Source organism: Citrobacter sp. wls827, from assembly GCF_005280875.1.
Taxonomy (GTDB): domain Bacteria; phylum Pseudomonadota; class Gammaproteobacteria; order Enterobacterales; family Enterobacteriaceae; genus Citrobacter; species Citrobacter youngae.
The window spans coordinates 22,659-41,250 of the sequence record NZ_SZWR01000037.1; the positions used below are offsets into that span (position 1 = coordinate 22,659).

The 18,592-nt window shown below is 52.7% G+C and carries 15 protein-coding genes, 2 tRNA genes and 1 pseudogene; 3 read left to right on the forward strand and 15 right to left on the reverse strand.

The window, feature by feature from the left end:
• The first annotated feature begins 24 nt into the window (after window positions 1–24).
• On the forward strand, window positions 25–1,032 hold the full coding sequence (locus FDX03_RS22130) for a luciferase-like monooxygenase (RefSeq protein WP_137346594.1): 1,008 nt from the start codon (window positions 25–27) through the stop codon (window positions 1,030–1,032).
• Window positions 1,033–1,122: 90 nt separating this feature from the next.
• On the opposite strand, the gene mtr is transcribed toward FDX03_RS22130, so the two are convergent.
• The 12 genes from mtr to FDX03_RS22190 form a co-directional block, all read right to left on the reverse strand.
• Window positions 1,123–2,367, reverse strand: a complete 1,245-nt coding sequence (gene mtr, locus FDX03_RS22135; protein WP_005131807.1) for a tryptophan permease — start codon at window positions 2,365–2,367, stop codon at window positions 1,123–1,125.
• A 137-nt stretch (window positions 2,368–2,504) separates the two neighbouring features.
• The gene (gene deaD, locus FDX03_RS22140; protein ID WP_061068683.1) at window positions 2,505–4,427 is read right to left on the reverse strand and encodes an ATP-dependent RNA helicase DeaD; all 1,923 of its coding nucleotides are present in this window, start codon (window positions 4,425–4,427) and stop codon (window positions 2,505–2,507) included.
• Complete coding sequence (gene yrbN, locus FDX03_RS22145) at window positions 4,420–4,500, reverse strand: protein YrbN (RefSeq protein WP_010723222.1); 81 nt, start codon at window positions 4,498–4,500, stop codon at window positions 4,420–4,422. The genes deaD and yrbN overlap by 8 nt, the downstream gene beginning before the upstream one ends.
• A gap of 106 nt (window positions 4,501–4,606) precedes the next feature.
• Entirely contained in the window at window positions 4,607–5,491 is an 885-nt protein-coding gene (gene nlpI / locus FDX03_RS22150) for a lipoprotein NlpI (protein ID WP_040234121.1), read from the reverse strand.
• A 109-nt stretch (window positions 5,492–5,600) separates the two neighbouring features.
• On the reverse strand, window positions 5,601–7,733 hold the full coding sequence (gene pnp / locus FDX03_RS22155) for a polyribonucleotide nucleotidyltransferase (RefSeq protein WP_047408353.1): 2,133 nt from the start codon (window positions 7,731–7,733) through the stop codon (window positions 5,601–5,603).
• Window positions 7,734–7,978: 245 nt separating this feature from the next.
• Window positions 7,979–8,248, reverse strand: coding sequence for a 30S ribosomal protein S15 (gene rpsO / locus FDX03_RS22160; RefSeq protein ID WP_000059465.1), 270 nt, complete (start codon window positions 8,246–8,248; stop codon window positions 7,979–7,981).
• 148 nt (window positions 8,249–8,396) lie between these two features.
• Window positions 8,397–9,341 carry a tRNA pseudouridine(55) synthase TruB gene (gene truB, locus FDX03_RS22165; protein ID WP_048213392.1) on the reverse strand — a complete coding sequence of 315 codons (945 nt, stop codon included), beginning with the start codon at window positions 9,339–9,341 and terminating at the stop codon, window positions 8,397–8,399.
• Window positions 9,341–9,745, reverse strand: a complete 405-nt coding sequence (gene rbfA / locus FDX03_RS22170; protein ID WP_003024988.1) for a 30S ribosome-binding factor RbfA — start codon at window positions 9,743–9,745, stop codon at window positions 9,341–9,343. The genes truB and rbfA overlap by 1 nt, the downstream gene beginning before the upstream one ends.
• Window positions 9,746–9,891: 146 nt before the next feature.
• A complete protein-coding gene (gene infB / locus FDX03_RS22175; RefSeq protein ID WP_048213393.1) occupies window positions 9,892–12,582 on the reverse strand; it encodes a translation initiation factor IF-2 in 2,691 nt (896 codons plus the stop codon).
• A gap of 24 nt (window positions 12,583–12,606) precedes the next feature.
• Window positions 12,607–14,094: a transcription termination factor NusA gene (gene nusA, locus FDX03_RS22180; RefSeq protein WP_043017784.1), complete on the reverse strand. Its 1,488-nt coding sequence runs from the start codon at window positions 14,092–14,094 to the stop codon at window positions 12,607–12,609.
• A gap of 28 nt (window positions 14,095–14,122) precedes the next feature.
• Window positions 14,123–14,575, reverse strand: a complete 453-nt coding sequence (gene rimP, locus FDX03_RS22185; RefSeq protein ID WP_003024996.1) for a ribosome maturation factor RimP — start codon at window positions 14,573–14,575, stop codon at window positions 14,123–14,125.
• 207 nt (window positions 14,576–14,782) lie between these two features.
• A tRNA-Met gene (locus tag FDX03_RS22190) sits at window positions 14,783–14,859 on the reverse strand.
• A 334-nt stretch (window positions 14,860–15,193) separates the two neighbouring features.
• On the opposite strand from FDX03_RS22190, the gene argG reads away from it, so the two are divergent.
• The gene (gene argG / locus FDX03_RS22195; RefSeq protein ID WP_005131837.1) at window positions 15,194–16,537 is read left to right on the forward strand and encodes an argininosuccinate synthase; all 1,344 of its coding nucleotides are present in this window, start codon (window positions 15,194–15,196) and stop codon (window positions 16,535–16,537) included.
• A gap of 190 nt (window positions 16,538–16,727) precedes the next feature.
• On the opposite strand, the gene FDX03_RS22205 is transcribed toward argG, so the two are convergent.
• The 3 genes from FDX03_RS22205 to FDX03_RS22215 form a co-directional block, all read right to left on the reverse strand.
• Window positions 16,728–16,814: transfer RNA gene (locus FDX03_RS22205), tRNA-Leu, on the reverse strand.
• Window positions 16,815–16,823: 9 nt separating this feature from the next.
• Window positions 16,824–17,156, reverse strand: coding sequence for a preprotein translocase subunit SecG (secG, locus tag FDX03_RS22210; RefSeq protein ID WP_137346596.1), 333 nt, complete (start codon window positions 17,154–17,156; stop codon window positions 16,824–16,826).
• A gap of 167 nt (window positions 17,157–17,323) precedes the next feature.
• Window positions 17,324–18,217: a LysR family transcriptional regulator gene (locus FDX03_RS22215; protein ID WP_061068684.1), complete on the reverse strand. Its 894-nt coding sequence runs from the start codon at window positions 18,215–18,217 to the stop codon at window positions 17,324–17,326.
• 148 nt (window positions 18,218–18,365) lie between these two features.
• Here FDX03_RS22215 and FDX03_RS23805 point away from each other — a divergent pair.
• Window positions 18,366–18,592, forward strand: a pseudogene (locus tag FDX03_RS23805) (beta-aspartyl-peptidase); the annotation flags it as partial.

An 18,592-nucleotide genomic window follows, 5' to 3' on the forward strand; every position in this document is an offset into this window, starting at 1 on the left:
TAACCGGTAACAAAGTGAGCCGTTATGACTGACAAAACTATTCCGTTCTCGGTGCTGGATCTGGCACCGATCCCTGAAGGTTCTTCTGCAAAAGAGGCCTTCACACACTCGCTTGATCTCGCCCGACTGGCCGAAAAGCGCGGCTACCACCGCTACTGGCTGGCAGAACATCACAACATGACCGGCATCGCCAGCGCCGCAACTTCAGTGCTGATTGGCTATCTGGCTGCCAATACCACCACACTGCATCTCGGTTCCGGTGGCGTTATGCTGCCTAATCATTCGCCGCTGGTGATCGCCGAGCAGTTCGGTACCCTGAATACGCTGTATCCGGGACGCATCGATCTTGGGCTTGGCCGCGCGCCGGGGAGCGATCAGCCAACGATGCGTGCGCTGCGCCGCCACATGAGCGGTGATATCGATAACTTCCCACGCGACGTAGCTGAACTGGTGGACTGGTTCGACGCCCGCGATCCTAACCCTCATGTGCGCCCGGTTCCCGGCTACGGCGAGCAGATCCCGGTCTGGTTATTGGGCTCCAGCCTGTACAGCGCACAGCTGGCAGCCCAGCTCGGCCTGCCGTTTGCCTTCGCCTCACACTTTGCTCCGGATATGCTGCATCAGGCGCTGCATCTGTATCGCACCCAGTTCAAACCCTCAGCGCGGCTGGCAAAGCCGTATGCGATGGTGTGCATCAACATCATTGCCGCTGACAGCAATCGCGACGCCGAGTTTCTTTTCACCTCCATGCAGCAGGCGTTTGTGAAACTGCGTCGTGGCGAAACGGGCCAGCTACCGCCGCCGGTAGAGAATATGCATCAGTTGTGGTCCGCTTCTGAGCAATACGGCGTACAACAGGCGCTGAGCATGTCGCTGGTCGGTGATAAGGCGAAAGTGCGGCACGGTCTCGACGCTATTTTGCGTGAAACCCAGGCCGATGAGATTATGGTTAACGGCCAGATTTTCGATCATCAGGCACGGCTACATTCGTTTGATTTGGCGATGCAGGTGAAAGAAGAGTTGCTGGGGTAGTTCGTTGTTTTGCCCGGTGGCGCTTCGCTTACCGGGCCTACAGGATCAAGTAGGCCGGATAAGGCACAGCCGCCATCCGGCACAACAACGTTACTGATAAACCGGTAACAGATTAAAGCTCGACAGAATATGGATAATCGCGTTGCCGATACCAAATACCAGGATCAGCGCAATCATCGGCTTGCCGCCCCAGACGCGGAATTTCGGGCTACCGAAACGCTCGCGGGATTTACGCGCCAGCAACGCCGGAACAATGGCGGCCCAGATGGTTGCCGCGAGTCCTGCATAGCCAATGGCGTACAGGAAACCGTTCGGCCACAGCAATCCACCCACAATTGGCGGGACAAACGTCAGCAATGCCGTTTTAAAACGCCCCATCGCCGAGTCATCAAAGCCAAACAGATCCGCCAGATAGTCAAACAGACCGAGCGTGACGCCGAGGAATGAACTCGCCACCGCAAAGTTAGAGAACACCACCAGCAGCAGATCCAGACTGCGGCTGTTTAGTACGCCGCTCAACGCCTGTACCAGCACATCAATGTTACCGCCCTGCTGCGCAATACCGATAAACTCTGGACGCGGAATATTCCCCATCGTTCCCAGTAACCATACGGTATACAGTACCAGCGCCAGCAACGTGCCATACACCAGACACTTCACAATGGTTTTCGGATCTTTACCGTAGTACTTCATCAGGCTCGGGACGTTACCGTGGTAGCCGAACGACGCCAGACAAAACGGCAGCGTCATCAACAGGTACGGCGTATATGAAGCGTTGCTTTGTGCCACGTTAAACAGCGTAGTGGGCGTAACATGCCCCAGCAGACTGCCAAAGGTCAGGAAAAAGGTAATCACCTTTGCGCCCAGCACAATTGCCGTCATGCGGCTAACCGCTTTGGTGCTTAACCACACCACAAATGCCACCAGCAGCGCAAAACCAAGACCCGCCGCGCGCGCCGGAACATTCAGCGACATCTCGGAGAAGGTGTGATGCAGAATCGACCCGCTCGCTGAAATATAGGCGTAGGTCAGGATATAGAGAACGAAGGCGATCGAAATGCCGTTCACCACGTTCCAGCCTTTACCCAGCAGATCTTTCGTGATGGTGTCAAAGCTGGAACCAATGCGGTAATTGAGGTTCGCTTCGAGGATCATCAGCCCGGAGTGCAGCATGCAGAACCAGGTGAAGATCAGCGCCGCCATTGACCAGAAAAACCACGCCCCGGACATGACCACTGGCAGAGAAAACATCCCCGCGCCAATAATGGTGCCGCCGATAATCACCACGCCGCCGAGCAGCGAAGGTGACGTTTGGGTGGTGGTTAGTGTTGCCATTTAGCCATCTCTCCAGTCATTTATATTGTGACTACATCTCAATGTGCTGCACTGTACCAGTACACGAGTACAAATGAAATAAAAAAAGCCCCGATTGTTGAGATCGGGGCTGTATATATTACTTTACACAGTGAAACTTATGCGTCACCGCCGAAACGACGACGACCAGCGGAGTCATCACGACGCGGAGCAGAAGAATCGTCACGACGCGGACCACGGTTGCCTTCACGACGTTCGCCGCTGAAACGACGACCATCGCCACGACCGCCTTCACGGCGCTCACCGCTGAAATTACGACCTTCGCCACGACCGCCTTCACGACGCTCGCCGCTGAAACGGCCACCGCCACGACGCTCACCACCGGTGTGCGGAACTGCATCGCCAACCAGCTGCATATTCATCGGCTTGTTCAGGATGCGAGTACGGGTAAAGTGCTGCAGCACGTCGCCCGGCATACCTTTCGGCAGCTCGATGGTGGAGTGGGAAGCAAACAGCTTGATGTTACCGATGTAACGGCTGCTGATATCGCCTTCGTTAGCAATCGCGCCAACGATATGACGAACTTCAACACCGTCATCACGGCCCACTTCAATGCGGTACAGCTGCATATCGCCAACGTCACGACGTTCACGACGCGGACGATCTTCACCACCACGGTCATTACGCGGGCCACGATCGTTGCGGTCACGCGGACCACGATCGTCACGGTCGCGGAATTCGCGTTTCGGACGCATCGGCGCATCTGGCGGCAGGATCAGCGGACGTTCGCCCTGAGCCATTTTCAGCAGTGCGGCTGCCAGCGTTTCGATATCCAGCTCTTCTTCCGGCTGCATTTTCGCCAGCAGAGCACGGTACTGATCCAGATCGCTGCTTTCCAACTGCTGCTGTACTTTAGCGGCGAATTTTTCCAGACGGCGTTTGCCCAGCAGTTCTGCGTTCGGCAGTTCTACTTCCGGAATCGTCAGCTTCATGGTGCGTTCGATGTTACGCAGCAGACGACGCTCACGGTTCTCAACGAACAGCAGCGCACGGCCAGCACGACCCGCACGACCAGTACGGCCGATACGGTGAACGTAAGACTCGGAATCCATCGGGATGTCGTAGTTAACAACCAGGCTGATACGCTCAACGTCCAGGCCACGGGCCGCAACGTCGGTTGCAATCAGAATGTCCAGACGGCCATCTTTCAGACGTTCCAGAGTCTGCTCACGCAGGGACTGGTTCATGTCGCCGTTCAGTGCAGCGCTGCTATAACCGCTACGCTCCAGCGCTTCTGCCACTTCCAGGGTCGCATTTTTGGTACGAACGAAGATAATCGCCGCATCAAAATCTTCTGCTTCCAGGAAACGCACCAGCGCTTCATTTTTACGCATGCCCCATACAGTCCAGTAGCTCTGGCTGATGTCAGGACGCGTGGTAACGCTGGACTGAATGCGTACTTCCTGCGGCTCTTTCATAAAGCGGCGGGTAATACGACGAATCGCTTCCGGCATAGTCGCAGAGAACAGAGCGGTCTGATGACCTTCCGGGATCTGCGCCATGATGGTTTCAACGTCTTCGATGAAGCCCATACGCAGCATTTCGTCTGCTTCGTCCAGTACCAGACCGCTCAGTTTAGAGAGGTCCAGAGTCCCGCGCTTCAGGTGATCCAGCAGACGGCCCGGCGTACCGACGACGATCTGTGGTCCCTGACGCAGGGCACGTAATTGCACGTCATAACGCTGGCCGCCGTACAGGGCAACCACGTTCACGCCGCGCATGTGTTTAGAGAAATCCGTCATGGCTTCTGCAACCTGAACCGCCAGTTCGCGGGTCGGTGCCAGCACCAGAATCTGAGGTGCCTTCAGCTCAGGATCAAGATTGTTGAGCAGCGGTAAAGAGAACGCTGCAGTTTTGCCGCTACCTGTCTGGGCCATACCCAGAACATCGCGACCGCCCAGCAGATGCGGAATGCACTCTGCCTGGATTGGAGATGGTTTTTCGTAACCCAGATCGTTAAGGGCTTCAAGGATAGGAGCCTTCAGGCCCAGATCTGCAAAAGTGGTTTCGAATTCAGCCATGTAGTACGTGTGCCTCAAAATTAATGGCGGCCAGTCTACATAACTCATCATGAAATTGATCTGCAATTTTCATTGAAAAGTGTGAACCGGCTCAAAGTAGGTGTATTAACGAACAACAACGCCCTCACCCGTGAAGGTGATGGCAATCAAAAAAGATTACGGGCTGATGTGTACGTCAGCTATTGCTGGTCCGATTCTGCCAGGTCATCTTGGTCCTGGCCCAGGAGCGATAATTCCAACAATGCGTATCGGTGCTCAACAAAGTTATGAACGTTGTTAGCCACCGCCAGTTTGAACAATGCCGTAGCGTTGTCCAAATCCCCCAGACTTAGGTAGTACTTACCTAAATAGAAGTTGGTTTCACTGAGATGCTCAGCGAGCGAGGTGTTATCCGTTGCGTCCGCCTTCAGGCGTTCCATCAGCGTTGCTTCGCTAATGTTGCCCAGGTAGAACTCGACAATGTTCCATCCCCATTGCTCTTTATCCGATTTCTCAAAGCGTTGCTTTAACGCTTCTTTAGCCTGCTTCTCATCGAGCTTCTGCTCGGCGAGATAAAGCCACAGACTACGGAAAGGATCATTGGGATCGTCTTGATAAAACGCTAGCAGATCATCTTGCGCTAACTTGTCGCGACCGCCGTAATACAATGCGATACCGCGATTTAAGTGCGCGTAGTTGTAAGTTGGATCAAGCTCAAGTACAGAATCAAACGCTTCATAGGCAGCATCAAAATTGCCTGCCTGCGTTAAATATATACCTAAGTAATTGAATACTTCAGGCATATCTGGTCGGATTGCCAGCGCTTGTGAAAAATCATTTCGCGCCAGTGCCCTCAGACCGAGACTATCATACAACACTCCGCGCTCATATAAAAGCTGTGCGCGTTCGTCATCGGTTAAAGCCCGACTGGCAAGAATTTGTTCCATACGTGCCAGAATCACTTCCTGCTGCAAAGTCGGTTGCAATGGTACTGCGAGGACTTCACTCTTACGCCAGGTGGAATTACTGCATCCAGCCAGCGTGAGTGCTGTCGCAACGAAACACCAGCGCAAAAAAGGCTTCATTTCCCACTCCCGAAGACAACGATTGAATGAACGTCCAGGTTCCCCGGTTGCTAACAAGGCATCCTGCCGGGTTAAAGGCCCTCCGCTCTCACGGAGGGCAATGGCAACCTTACTCGCCCTGGCTTGCCGGAGCTTCCGGTTCGCCTGCAGGCTGAGACTGCTCAGTTGCTTCTTTAATGCTCAGACGTACACGGCCCTGGCGATCAACTTCCAGAACTTTGACCGGTACTTCCTGACCCATCTGCAGGTAATCGGTCACTTTCTCAACGCGCTTATCAGCGATCTGAGAGATGTGTACCAGGCCTTCTTTACCGCCACCGATGGCAACGAATGCGCCAAAGTCAACGATACGGGTCACTTTACCATTGTAGATACGGCCTACTTCGATCTCTGCGGTGATCTCTTCGATACGGCGGATAGCATATTTCGCTTTTTCGCCGTCGGTCGCAGCAATCTTCACGGTACCATCATCTTCGATTTCAATGGTGGTGCCGGTTTCTTCGGTCAGAGCACGGATAACAGAACCGCCTTTACCGATAACGTCTTTGATCTTGTCCGGGCTGATCTTGATGGTGTGGATACGCGGAGCAAATTCAGAGATATCGCCACGCGGTGCGTTGATCGCTTGTTCCATCACACCCAGGATGTGCAGACGCGCACCTTTAGCCTGGTTCAGAGCAACCTGCATGATTTCTTTGGTGATACCTTCAATTTTGATATCCATCTGCAGTGCAGAGATACCGTCGCGGGAACCCGCCACTTTGAAGTCCATATCGCCCAGGTGGTCTTCGTCGCCCAGGATGTCAGACAGAACAACATAGTTGTCGCCTTCTTTCACCAGCCCCATCGCGATACCCGCAACGGCGGCTTTGATTGGCACGCCTGCGTCCATCAGCGCCAGGGAAGCGCCACATACGGAAGCCATAGAAGAAGAACCGTTAGATTCGGTGATTTCAGAAACCACACGCACGGTGTACGGGAATTTATCCAGTTCCGGCATCACTGCCAGTACGCCACGTTTCGCCAGACGACCGTGACCAATCTCACGACGCTTCGGAGAACCGACCATACCGGTTTCACCTACGCAGTACGGAGGGAAGTTGTAGTGGAACAGGAAGTTGTCAGTACGCTCGCCCATCAGTTCGTCGAGGTTCTGTGCATCACGAGTGGTGCCTAGGGTCGCAGTAACCAGCGCCTGAGTTTCGCCACGGGTGAACAGTGCGGAACCGTGGGTACGCGGCAGAACGCCAGTACGCACATCCAGACCACGGATCATGTCTTTTTCACGGCCATCGATGCGCGGCTCGCCTGCCAGTACGCGGCTACGAACAACATTTTTCTCGATAGCGTGCAGGATTTCACCCAGTTCGTTAGCGTCCAGGGTTTCGTCTTCAGCCACCAGAGTCGCGATGGTTTCAGATTTGATTACGTCAACCTGAGCATAACGCTCTTGTTTGTCGGTGATGCGGTAAGCATCGCTCAGGCGAGCTTCTGCCAGTGCGGCAACGCGCGCGTTCAGCGCTTCGTTGACGGCTTCTGGCTGCCAGTCCCAACGCGGTTTGCCAGCTTCTTTCGCCAGCTCGTTGATAGCCTGAATCACAACCTGCTGCTGTTCGTGACCGAACACAACAGCACCCAGCATCTGATCTTCGCTCAGCAGTTCAGCTTCGGATTCAACCATCAGTACGGCTGCTTCAGTACCTGCAACAACCAGGTCCAGCTTGCTTTCTTTCAGTTCGTCCTGAGTCGGGTTCAGTACGTACTGGTCATTGATGTAACCAACACGTGCAGCACCGATCGGGCCGTTGAATGGAATACCAGACAGAGTCAGCGCAGCAGATGCACCAATCATTGCCACGATGTCCGGGTTAACCTGCGGGTTAACGGAAACAACGGTCGCGATAACCTGAACTTCGTTAACGAAGCCTTCCGGGAACAGCGGGCGAACCGGGCGGTCAATCAGACGCGCGATCAGGGTTTCGCCTTCGCTCGGACGGCCTTCACGACGGAAGAAGCTACCCGGGATACGGCCAGCAGCGTAGGTACGCTCCTGATAGTTAACGGTCAGCGGGAAGAAATCCTGGCCTGGTTTCGCTTTTTTCTGGCCAACAACGGTAACAAATACCGCAGTGTCATCCATGCTAACCATAACAGCGGCAGTCGCCTGACGCGCCATCATGCCGGTTTCCAGCGTAACGGTATGCTGACCGTACTGGAATTTACGAACGATCGGATTAAGCAAAATAATATCCTTTCTCTATTTTTTGACGGCACATTTTGCGCCATCGTTAATACCCGATCTTCTGCGCATCCTCGCGACTAATGACAACCCTAACCCATAAGCATGAGTAAAGCCTCTCATTAGCCGCGCGAACCTCTGCAACGGAAGATCATTCATAGCAACAATACATTAGTTTCCAGCGAATTGCTGCCATCTGCTGGAAAAAAGGGGCCATGAAGGCCCCCTCTTTCTGAAACTCGAAAGAATTAGCGACGCAGACCCAGACGCTCGATCAGCGCGGTGTAACGTGCAACATCTTTACGTTTCAGGTAGTCGAGCAGTTTACGACGCTGAGAAACCATGCGCAGCAGACCACGACGGCTGTGGTGATCTTTTTTGTGCTCTGCAAAGTGGCCCTGCAGGTGGTTAATCTGTGCAGTCAACAGTGCAACCTGAACATCGGTAGAACCGGTGTCGTTTGCATCACGACCAAACTCAGAAACGATTTTAGCGGTAGCTTCAGTACTTAGAGACATTTTAAAACTCCAAAGTGATAAGAATGAAAGGATGCCGATCTCTAATTCAGCTATCCCAGTATACGCCACGCAGATTGTTAAACAATTCACGCGACGTTAAGCGGCAGTATTCTACTCGCAGCGCCCTTTTATCGCAAGACAGAGAGCGCTATGCAGGATACTCAACCACCAGGCGGCGGGGAGCAACACGACCTTCATCGTCCATTTCCCCCATGCCGATAAACTTGCCTTCATCACCTTCCGTCACGCGCACCAGTCCTTCCAGCGGCGCACCTGACGTCCGTACCGGATTACCATTTTTAAAGTAAACCGACGATGTTAAAGGTAAATTAACTACCGGATAGTCTGATGCCGGACTGTCCATTGGCATCAGCAAAGGATCAAGCAACTGCGCCGCCGGAATATTTTGCTGTTCTGCCTGCTCAACCAGTTCACGCAGATGCTCCAGCGTGACCATACGATCCACCGGATACTTGCTGACCGTCAGACGACGCAGATACGTTACGTGCGCGCCGCAGCCCAGCTTCTCACCGAGATCGTCAACGATGGTGCGAATATAGGTGCCTTTGGAGCAGTGAACTTCCAGCTCCAGCTCGTTACCTTCATGGCGAATAAACAGCAGCTCATAGACGGTAATCGGGCGCGCTTCACGCGGCACTTCAATGCCCTGACGCGCATATTCGTACAGCTTCTTACCCTGATACTTCAGCGCCGAATACATTGACGGGATCTGCTCGATATCGCCGCGGAAAGTCTCCAGCGCGCTTGCAAGCTGCTCAGCGGTGAAGGTTACCGGACGTTCCTGCACGATTTGCCCATCAGCATCCGAGGTGTCAGTACGCTGGCCCAGACGGGCAACCACACGATAGCGTTTATCAGAATCCAGCAAATACTGTGAAAACTTCGTCGCTTCACCGAGGCAAATCGGCAGCATGCCTGTCGCCAGCGGATCCAGCGCGCCGGTATGCCCCGCGCGGTTGGCATTGTAGATGCGCTTTACTTTTTGCAGTACGTCATTGCTGGACATGCCTTGCGGTTTGTCCAGCAGCAGAACACCGTGAATGTCGCGACCACGACGACGAGGACGACTCATCAGTCCTCCTTGCTGTCGTCCGCTGGGTTCACACGACGCTCATCGTCATGTTTCACCACGCTGGTCACCAGGTTGGACATGCGCATCCCTTCGACCAGTGAGTTGTCGTAGAAGAAGGTCAGTTCCGGCACGATACGCAGACGCATGGCTTTACCCAGCAGAGAGCGGATAAAACCAGAAGCTTCCTGCAGCGCCTTAATACCATTTTTAACGGCAGCTTCGTCCTGGTCGTTCAGGAACGTCACGAATACTTTGGCATACGCCAGATCACGGGACATCTCAACACCAGACACGGTAGTCATCATGCCCACGCGTGGGTCTTTGATTTCGCGCTGCAGGATGAGTGCGATTTCTTTCTGCATCTCCTGCGCGACGCGCTGCGGGCGACCAAATTCTTTCGCCATAATAAATTCTCCAGAATAAAGACAAAAAAGGGGCAATAAGCCCCTTTTTAAATTTCTTGCCGGGTGGCGCTTCGCTTACCCGGCCTACGCTTAATCATCTTCTCAGGATTTTGGGCTGCAAGTTGCGGCCCAAAAGACGACGAAGATTATGCGATGGTACGTTTGATCTCAATGATCTCGAACACTTCGATCATATCGCCAACGCGAACGTCGTTGTAGTTCTTAACGCCGATACCACATTCCATGCCGTTACGGACTTCGTTGACATCATCTTTGAAGCGGCGCAGGGATTCCAGCTCACCTTCATAGATAACCACGTTGTCGCGCAGTACGCGGATTGGGTTGTGACGTTTAATCGTACCTTCGGTAACCATACAGCCTGCGATAGCGCCGAATTTCGGTGATTTGAACACATCACGCACTTCAGCCAGACCAATGATCTGCTGTTTCAGCTCCGGAGACAGCATGCCGCTCATCGCTGCTTTCACTTCGTCGATCAGATGATAGATGACGGAGTAGTAACGCAGATCCAGGCTTTCAGATTCGATAACTTTACGTGCAGATGCATCAGCACGGACGTTGAAGCCAACCAGAATCGCGTTGGATGCCGCTGCCAGAGTCGCGTCGGTTTCGGTGATACCACCTACGCCAGAACCAATGATCTTCACTTTGACTTCGTCGGTAGACAGTTTCAGTAAAGAGTCAGAAATCGCTTCGACAGAACCCTGCACGTCGGCTTTCAGGACGATGTTCACTTCGTGAACTTCACCATCAGTCATGTTAGCGAACATGTTTTCAAGTTTAGATTTCTGCTGACGAGCCAGTTTAACTTCACGGAATTTGCCCTGACGATACAGTGCAACTTCACGGGCTTTCTTCTCGTCACGAACGACAGTAACTTCGTCACCTGCAGCCGGAACACCGGACAGACCGAGGATTTCCACCGGAATGGATGGACCTGCTTCCAGTACTTCCTGACCCAATTCGTTACGCATCGCACGAACGCGACCGTATTCGAAGCCACAGAGTACGATGTCGCCTTTGTGCAGCGTACCTTCACGCACCAGTACGGTAGCAACCGGACCACGACCTTTATCCAGGAAGGATTCGATAACCGCACCGCTCGCCATACCTTTACGAACAGCCTTCAGTTCCAGAACTTCAGCCTGCAGCAGGATAGCATCCAGCAGCTCGTCGATACCGGTACCCGCTTTCGCAGAAACGTGAACGAATTGGCTCTCGCCGCCCCACTCTTCCGGCATGATGCCGTACTGGGATAGTTCGTTTTTAACGCGATCAGGATCCGCTTCTGGTTTATCGATCTTGTTGACTGCAACCACTACCGGCACACCTGCCGCTTTCGCGTGCTGGATTGCTTCGATAGTCTGCGGCATCACGCCGTCGTCTGCTGCAACAACCAGAACCACGATATCCGTTGCCTGAGCACCACGAGCACGCATGGAGGTAAACGCGGCATGACCCGGGGTATCCAGGAAGGTGATCATACCGTTGTCAGTTTCAACGTGGTACGCACCGATGTGCTGGGTAATGCCGCCTGCTTCGCCAGAGGCCACTTTCGTGGAACGAATGTAGTCCAGCAGAGAGGTTTTACCGTGGTCAACGTGACCCATGATGGTGACTACCGGTGCGCGCGGTTCAGCCGCAGCGCCGGTATCACGGTCGCTCATTACCGCTTCTTCCAGCTCGTTTTCACGACGCAGGATAACTTTGTGGCCCATCTCTTCGGCAACCAGCTGTGCGGTTTCCTGGTCGATGACCTGGTTAATGGTCGCCATTGCGCCCAGTTTCATCATCGCTTTGATGACCTGAGAGCCTTTAACTGCCATTTTGTTCGCCAGATCGCCAACGGTGATGGTTTCACCGATCACAACGTCACGGTTAACTGCCTGAGCTGGCTTCTGGAAGCCCTGCTGCAGAGCGGAACCTTTACGCTGCTTACCGCCTTTACCACCGCGAACCGCGGCACGCGCTTCTTCACGGTCAGCTTTAGATTCAGCGTGTTTGTTGCCTTTCTTCGCCGGACGCGCTGCTTTCGTGCTGCGAGTACGACCACGGCCGCCTTCGACTTCACGATCGTTCTCGTCTTCAGCCTGGCGAGCGTGCTGGGAAGTGGTGACGTGATAATCGCTGGTATCTTCAACAGGTTCAGCGTTATTCACACCATTTTTCTCATTTTCTTCCGCCATACGGCGAGCTTCTTCCGCTACGCGGCGCGCTTCTTCTTCAAGCTTGCGACGTGCTTCTTCTTCCGCTTTACGCTTCAGTTCAGCGGCTTCATTTTCACGGCGGGCTTTTTCGGCCTGGGCGGTTTTAGTCATATCGTCGGTCTGTTGATTGCTCACTTTGTCTTTTTCCGCAGCTTCACGTTTCGCTTTATCAGCGGCTTCACGCTTAGCTTGTTCTGCGGCCTCACGTTCGGCTTTTTGTTGCGCCTCGCGTTTGGCAGCTTCTTCTGCCTCACGACGGGCTTGCTCTTCCGCTTCACGCTGCGCCTGCTCTTCCGCGGCAAGGCGTTCAGCCTCTTGCGGATCGCGTTTCACAAAGGTGCGTGTCTTGCGGACTTCGATTTGTACCGATTTACTTTTCCCACCGGTACCTGGAATATTGAGAGTACTGCGCGTTTTACGCTGCAATGTCAACTTATCCGGCGCAGAGCCGTTTTCACGGTTCAGGTGCGCCAGTAAGGTTTGTTTCTCTTGTGCGGATACAGAGTCGTCAGCAGACTTCGGGATACCTGCATCAGCAAATTGCTGTACCAGGCGATCCACGGAGGTCTGTATCTCTGCAGCCAGTGTTTTTACGGTTACATCTGTCATACTGTTCCTTCCTGCTACAGTTTATTACGCTTCGTCGCCGAACCAGCAAATATTACGGGCAGCCATAATCAGCTCACCGGCTTTTTCGTCGGTCAACCCTTCGATATCAGCCAGATCATCAATGCCCTGTTCAGCGAGATCTTCCAGCGTACAAACACCACGGGCAGCCAGTTTGAAGGCCATCTCACGATCCAATCCTTCCAGATTCAGCAGATCGTCAGCCGGTTTGTTATCACCGAGGCTTTCTTCCTGGGCCAGTGCCAGAGTGGTCAGTGCGTTTTTAGCACGCTCGCGCAGCGCTTCAACGGTCTGTTCATCCAGGCCGTCGATTTCCAGCAGCTCTTTCATTGGCACGTAGGCCAGTTCTTCCAGCGTCGCAAACCCTTCTTCCACCAGAACGGTCGCGAAATCTTCGTCGATATCGAGATATTTGGTGAAGGTGTCAATGGCTGCATGTGCTTCTGCCTGATGCTTCGCCTGCAGGTCATCAACGGTCATCACGTTGAGTTCCCAACCGCTCAGTTGTGAAGCCAGGCGGACGTTCTGACCATTACGTCCAATCGCCTGCGCCAGGTTACCGGCTTCAACCGCGATATCCATGGTGTGTTTGTCTTCATCCACCACGATAGAAGCGACGTCTGCTGGCGCCATTGCGTTAATCACGAATTGCGCCGGGTTATCATCCCACAGGACGATATCAATACGCTCGCCGCCCAGTTCGGTAGAAACCGCCTGAACGCGCGCACCGCGCATACCAACACACGCGCCGACCGGATCAATACGCTTGTCGTTGGTCTTAACGGCGATTTTCGCACGCGACCCTGGATCGCGAGCTGCCGCTTTAATTTCGATCACTTCTTCGCCAATTTCTGGCACTTCAATGCGGAACAGTTCAACCAGCATTTCCGGTTTGGAACGAGTTACGAACAGTTGCGCACCGCGCGCTTCCGGGCGTACAGAGTACAGAACGCCACGAATACGGTCACCAGGGCGGAAGTTTTCACGCGGGAGCATGTCTTCACGCAGGATCACGGCTTCAGCATTGCTGCCCAGATCCAGAGAAATGTTGTCGCGGTTTACTTTCTTCACCACGCCAGTAACGATTTCGCCTTCGTGCTCGCGGAACTGATCAACAACCATTGCACGTTCAGCTTCACGTACTTTCTGTACGATAACCTGTTTCGCGGTCTGGGTAGTGATACGGTCAAAGGTGACAGATTCAATCTGATCTTCAACATATTCGCCCACGTTCAGACTTTCGTCTTCGAAACGTGCCGCTTCCAGCGTAATTTCTTTGGTCGGCTGAGTAACTTCTTCTACGATTACCCAACGACGGAAGGTATCGAAATCACCGCTTTTACGATCGATTTCTACGCGAACGTCGATCTCTTGCTCATATTTTTTCTTTGTTGCTGTAGCCAGCGCACTTTCCAGCGCTTCAAAAATTTTCTCGCGTGGCAGCGCTTTTTCGTTGGATACGGCTTCAACAACAGCCAAAATTTCTTTGTTCATCGCGGGCTTTTCACCTCAATCCAGACTGTTAAAAGTGGGGAACCAGGTTCGCCTTCTGGATATTACTCAGCGCGAACACTTCATCTTTGCCTTCGACTGTGACCGTGATCATCTCACCGTCCACCGCTTTGATAACGCCCTGCCATTTACGGCGGTTTTGTACAGCCATACGAAGAACCAGCGTGACTTCTTCACCCAGGAAACGCACGTAGTGTTCAGCTGTGAACAGAGGACGGTCGAGACCCGGAGAGGAGACTTCCAGGTTATAGGCAACGGTGATCGGGTCTTCGACATCCATCACGGCGCTTACCTGATGGCTCACATCAGCACAATCATCAACATTGATGCCATCTTCACTATCAATATAGATGCGCAGTGTGGATGTGCGACCGCGAATAAATTCGATGCCGACCAGTTCGTAGCCCAGGGCTTCAACCGGCGCTGTAATCATCTCTGTTAATTTTTGCTCTAATGTGGACAAGCCCACCCCCAAGACATAAAAAAAGGGCCTAAAGCCCAGTTATTCTGTAGTCAGATAACAAAAAACCCCGATAAATCGGGGCTTTAGATAACTGAACCCTATAACCGCACCTGCGGTTCGGAAAACCTTCCGAAAGAATTTTTTTCAAATCCAGCTACGAAGGCCTAAGTCTTCACAGTATATTTGAAAAAGAACTCTAAGGGAAAGTGGTTGCGGGGGCCGGATTTGAACCGACGACCTTCGGGTTATGAGCCCGACGAGCTACCAGGCTGCTCCACCCCGCGCCTGAAACGTGGCAAATTTTACGCGTTTTGGGTAAAAAATGCAAATACTGCTGGGATTTGGTACCGAGGACGGGACGTAAAATCTGCGCACAGTATATTGATTCACTATGCGTTATGTCAACCTTGTTACGACTATGCAAATCAATGAATGCTGGCCCGTGGATGTTCAGCAAGATAAATATGCCATCCACGCCGTTATTTAACGAAATTATCACTAAACTCTTCCTGTCATCCAGAAAAGATGATTAAATGAAAACTCATTTATTTTGCATAAAAATGCAATTAGTATAATAAGCCGACCTCTTCACCAGTCTATCAAGCAGGGTTTTATTTTATGACGACGATTCTCAAGCATCTCCCGGTAGGTCAACGTATTGGTATCGCTTTTTCCGGCGGCCTGGACACCAGTGCAGCACTGCTGTGGATGCGACAAAAAGGGGCTGTCCCATATGCATATACTGCGAATTTGGGCCAGCCGGATGAGGATGACTATGACGCCATCCCTCGCCGTGCAATGGAATATGGTGCTGAGAATGCTCGCCTGGTAGATTGCCGTAAGCAGCTGGTTGCCGAAGGGATCGCTGCCATTCAGTGCGGTGCATTCCACAACACCACCGGCGGACTGACCTATTTCAATACCACCCCGCTGGGTCGTGCAGTCACCGGCACCATGCTGGTTGCTGCCATGAAAGAAGATGGCGTAAATATCTGGGGTGACGGTAGCACCTATAAAGGGAACGATATTGAACGTTTCTATCGTTACGGCCTGCTGACCAACGCCGAACTGCAGATTTACAAACCATGGCTGGATACCGACTTCATCGACGAACTCGGCGGTCGCCATGAGATGTCCGAATTTATGATTGCCTGTGGTTTCGACTACAAGATGTCTGTCGAAAAAGCGTATTCCACCGACTCCAATATGCTCGGCGCGACCCACGAAGCTAAAGACCTCGAGTTCCTGAACTCCAGCGTCAAAATCGTCAACCCGATTATGGGCGTGAAGTTCTGGGATGAGAGCGTGAAGATCCCGGCAGAAGAAGTGACCGTGCGTTTTGAACAAGGCCATCCGGTTGCCCTGAACGGTAAGACCTTCAGTGACGACGTTGAGATGATGCTGGAAGCCAACCGTATCGGCGGCCGTCATGGTCTGGGTATGAGCGACCAGATTGAAAACCGTATCATTGAAGCAAAAAGCCGCGGTATCTATGAAGCCCCGGGGATGGCACTGCTGCACATCGCCTACGAGCGTCTGCTGACCGGTATTCACAACGAAGACACCATTGAGCAGTATCACGCGCACGGTCGCCAGTTGGGTCGTCTGCTGTATCAGGGCCGCTGGTTCGACTCTCAGGCGCTGATGCTGCGTGATGGTCTGCAGCGTTGGGTTGCCAGCCAGATCACCGGTGAAGTCACGCTGGAACTGCGTCGCGGTAACGACTATTCAATCCTCAACACCGTGTCTGACAACCTGACCTACAAGCCAGAACGTCTGACCATGGAGAAAGGTGATTCGGTATTCTCGCCAGACGATCGTATCGGTCAGTTGACTATGCGTAATCTGGATATCACCGATACCCGCGAGAAGCTGTTTGGCTACGCGCAGTCTGGCCTGCTCACCGCCTCTTCCGCAACCGGCCTGCCGCAGGTTGAGAATCTGGAAAACAAGGCGAAATAATCATTCATCGTCTTAAGGCCGCGAAAGCGGCCTTTTTTATGCGCGGAATATGAGAGATGTAGGCCTGATAAGGCGTTTACGCCGCCATCCGACATTATTACAACGCCTGATGGCGCTACGCTTATCAGGCCTACAGCCACAAATGACAGACGAAAAAAAAGACGCTTTGCAGCGTCTTTTTTTTGGAATTTGGTACCGAGGATGGGACTCGAACCCACAAGCCCGTTAGGGCACTACCACCTCAAGGTAGCGTGTCTACCAATTCCACCACCTCGGTACAGAATACTTAGTGCGGGATATCGCTGGTCGGCCGAGCCGGAGCAGCTGGCTGAGTTTGCTCGGTTTTCGCCGGTGCGCTCAGATTTTCCCACTCACTTCCTTTATTGGTCTTATTGCTGTTCATGTTACCCAGCACCAGACTGATAATGAAGAACAGAGTTCCTAACACAGCTGTCATACGGGTCATGAAGTTGCCAGAACCACTTGAACCAAACAGTGTACCAGAAGCGCCTGCGCCAAAAGAGGCTCCCATATCAGCGCCTTTGCCTTGCTGCAGCATGATCAAGCCTACCAAGCCAATTGCCACAATAAGGAAAACTACTAAAAGAGCTTCGTGCATAATCAACCTGTTCCTTGCGGAGTTGCCGCGTACAATGCTTCGACCATTAAAGCGGGAATATTTACTGTTTCCCACTGAAGCGGGTGTGAATACTAACCAAAGCGAATAACCTTCGCAAGGGCAATTTGTTAGCATTGTATCAAGTGCGGAAAAAATCGCCACATCAATCAAAAACGCAGCAACTTATCCCAGCATCGCTGCATTACTGACCGCTGATCGTCAAGGTTTGCCCAAACAACAATTGGGATCTCACAGACCAGATCCGAATTTTCTGGCCAACACTGAATGATCTCCTGATTCACCAGTTCCTCAGCCACCATTGATTCAGGTAACCACGCCATTCCCATATGGCGCAGTACCATTTCTCGTATTGTTTCGCTTAGCCCAGTCTCAAACACTTTTTTCAACCGTGGGCGCACTCGTTGTTCTGCCGGATCAATAATACGTCTGACAAAGGTATAGTCGCTGTAGCATAGCCAGGGGATCGCGGTATGCGGATCATCCAGTTTGTCCGCGAGTTGCGCAGAAACCACCGGGATAAAACGCTCATATCGCCATAAAGAACGTTTCAGCCCTCCGGCAATCTCCAGCCCCGGTTGTGAAGAGGGTAAATCGTACGTCACCAGCATATCAATTTGCCGGTTTATCAGGGCATTAAAGTGATTATCAATCCCCTGGATGCTGGCATTTACCGTGAAGTTTAATTGCGGTTCACTTTGGCGCAAATAGTTGATCATATCCGGCAAGATATTCACCGACAGCGTATGCAGACTAACCATTACCAGCGTATTGTCCGTTGCTGGCATCATCGCCGACAGCTCGTGGCGCGCCTCTGTTAACGTGCTGAGGACGTGCCTGGCATAAGGTTCAAAGCGTTCGCCATAACAGGTTAGTGTAACGGGCGTCGTGGTGCGGTCAAACAGCGGGACCCCCAACATCTCCTCCAGAGCCTTTATACGTCGGCTTAGCGCGGGTTGGGTGATATGCCGCTGTATCGCTGCCTGGGAGTAATTCCCATACTGACTCAACGCCAGAAAATCTTCTAACCACTTCGAATCCACGTCTCATTCCCCATCATGCCATAACCGTATCCACCGATGACAAATCGGCAATAGTCACAGTTATAGTAATGGCTTTAATGTGGGCATCATAACAACAATATTCTGTTTCACCTGCCGACTCTCACCCTCGACGTTTGACAGGACCGATATGTTTACTTTACTGACCAATGCCCGCGTTTTTTCTCCGGAGGATTTAGGCCTCTGTTCCCTGCTCATACATGCCGATCGCATTGTGGCTGTTGAAAAAGATATTGCACTCTTTGATGGTGTCAAAGAGGTCATCGATTGCCGCGGTAAGTGGGTAATTCCCGGAATTATCGATCAGCATGTTCATCTTACCGGCGGCGGCGGTGAAGCCGGCTTTGCCAGCCGGAC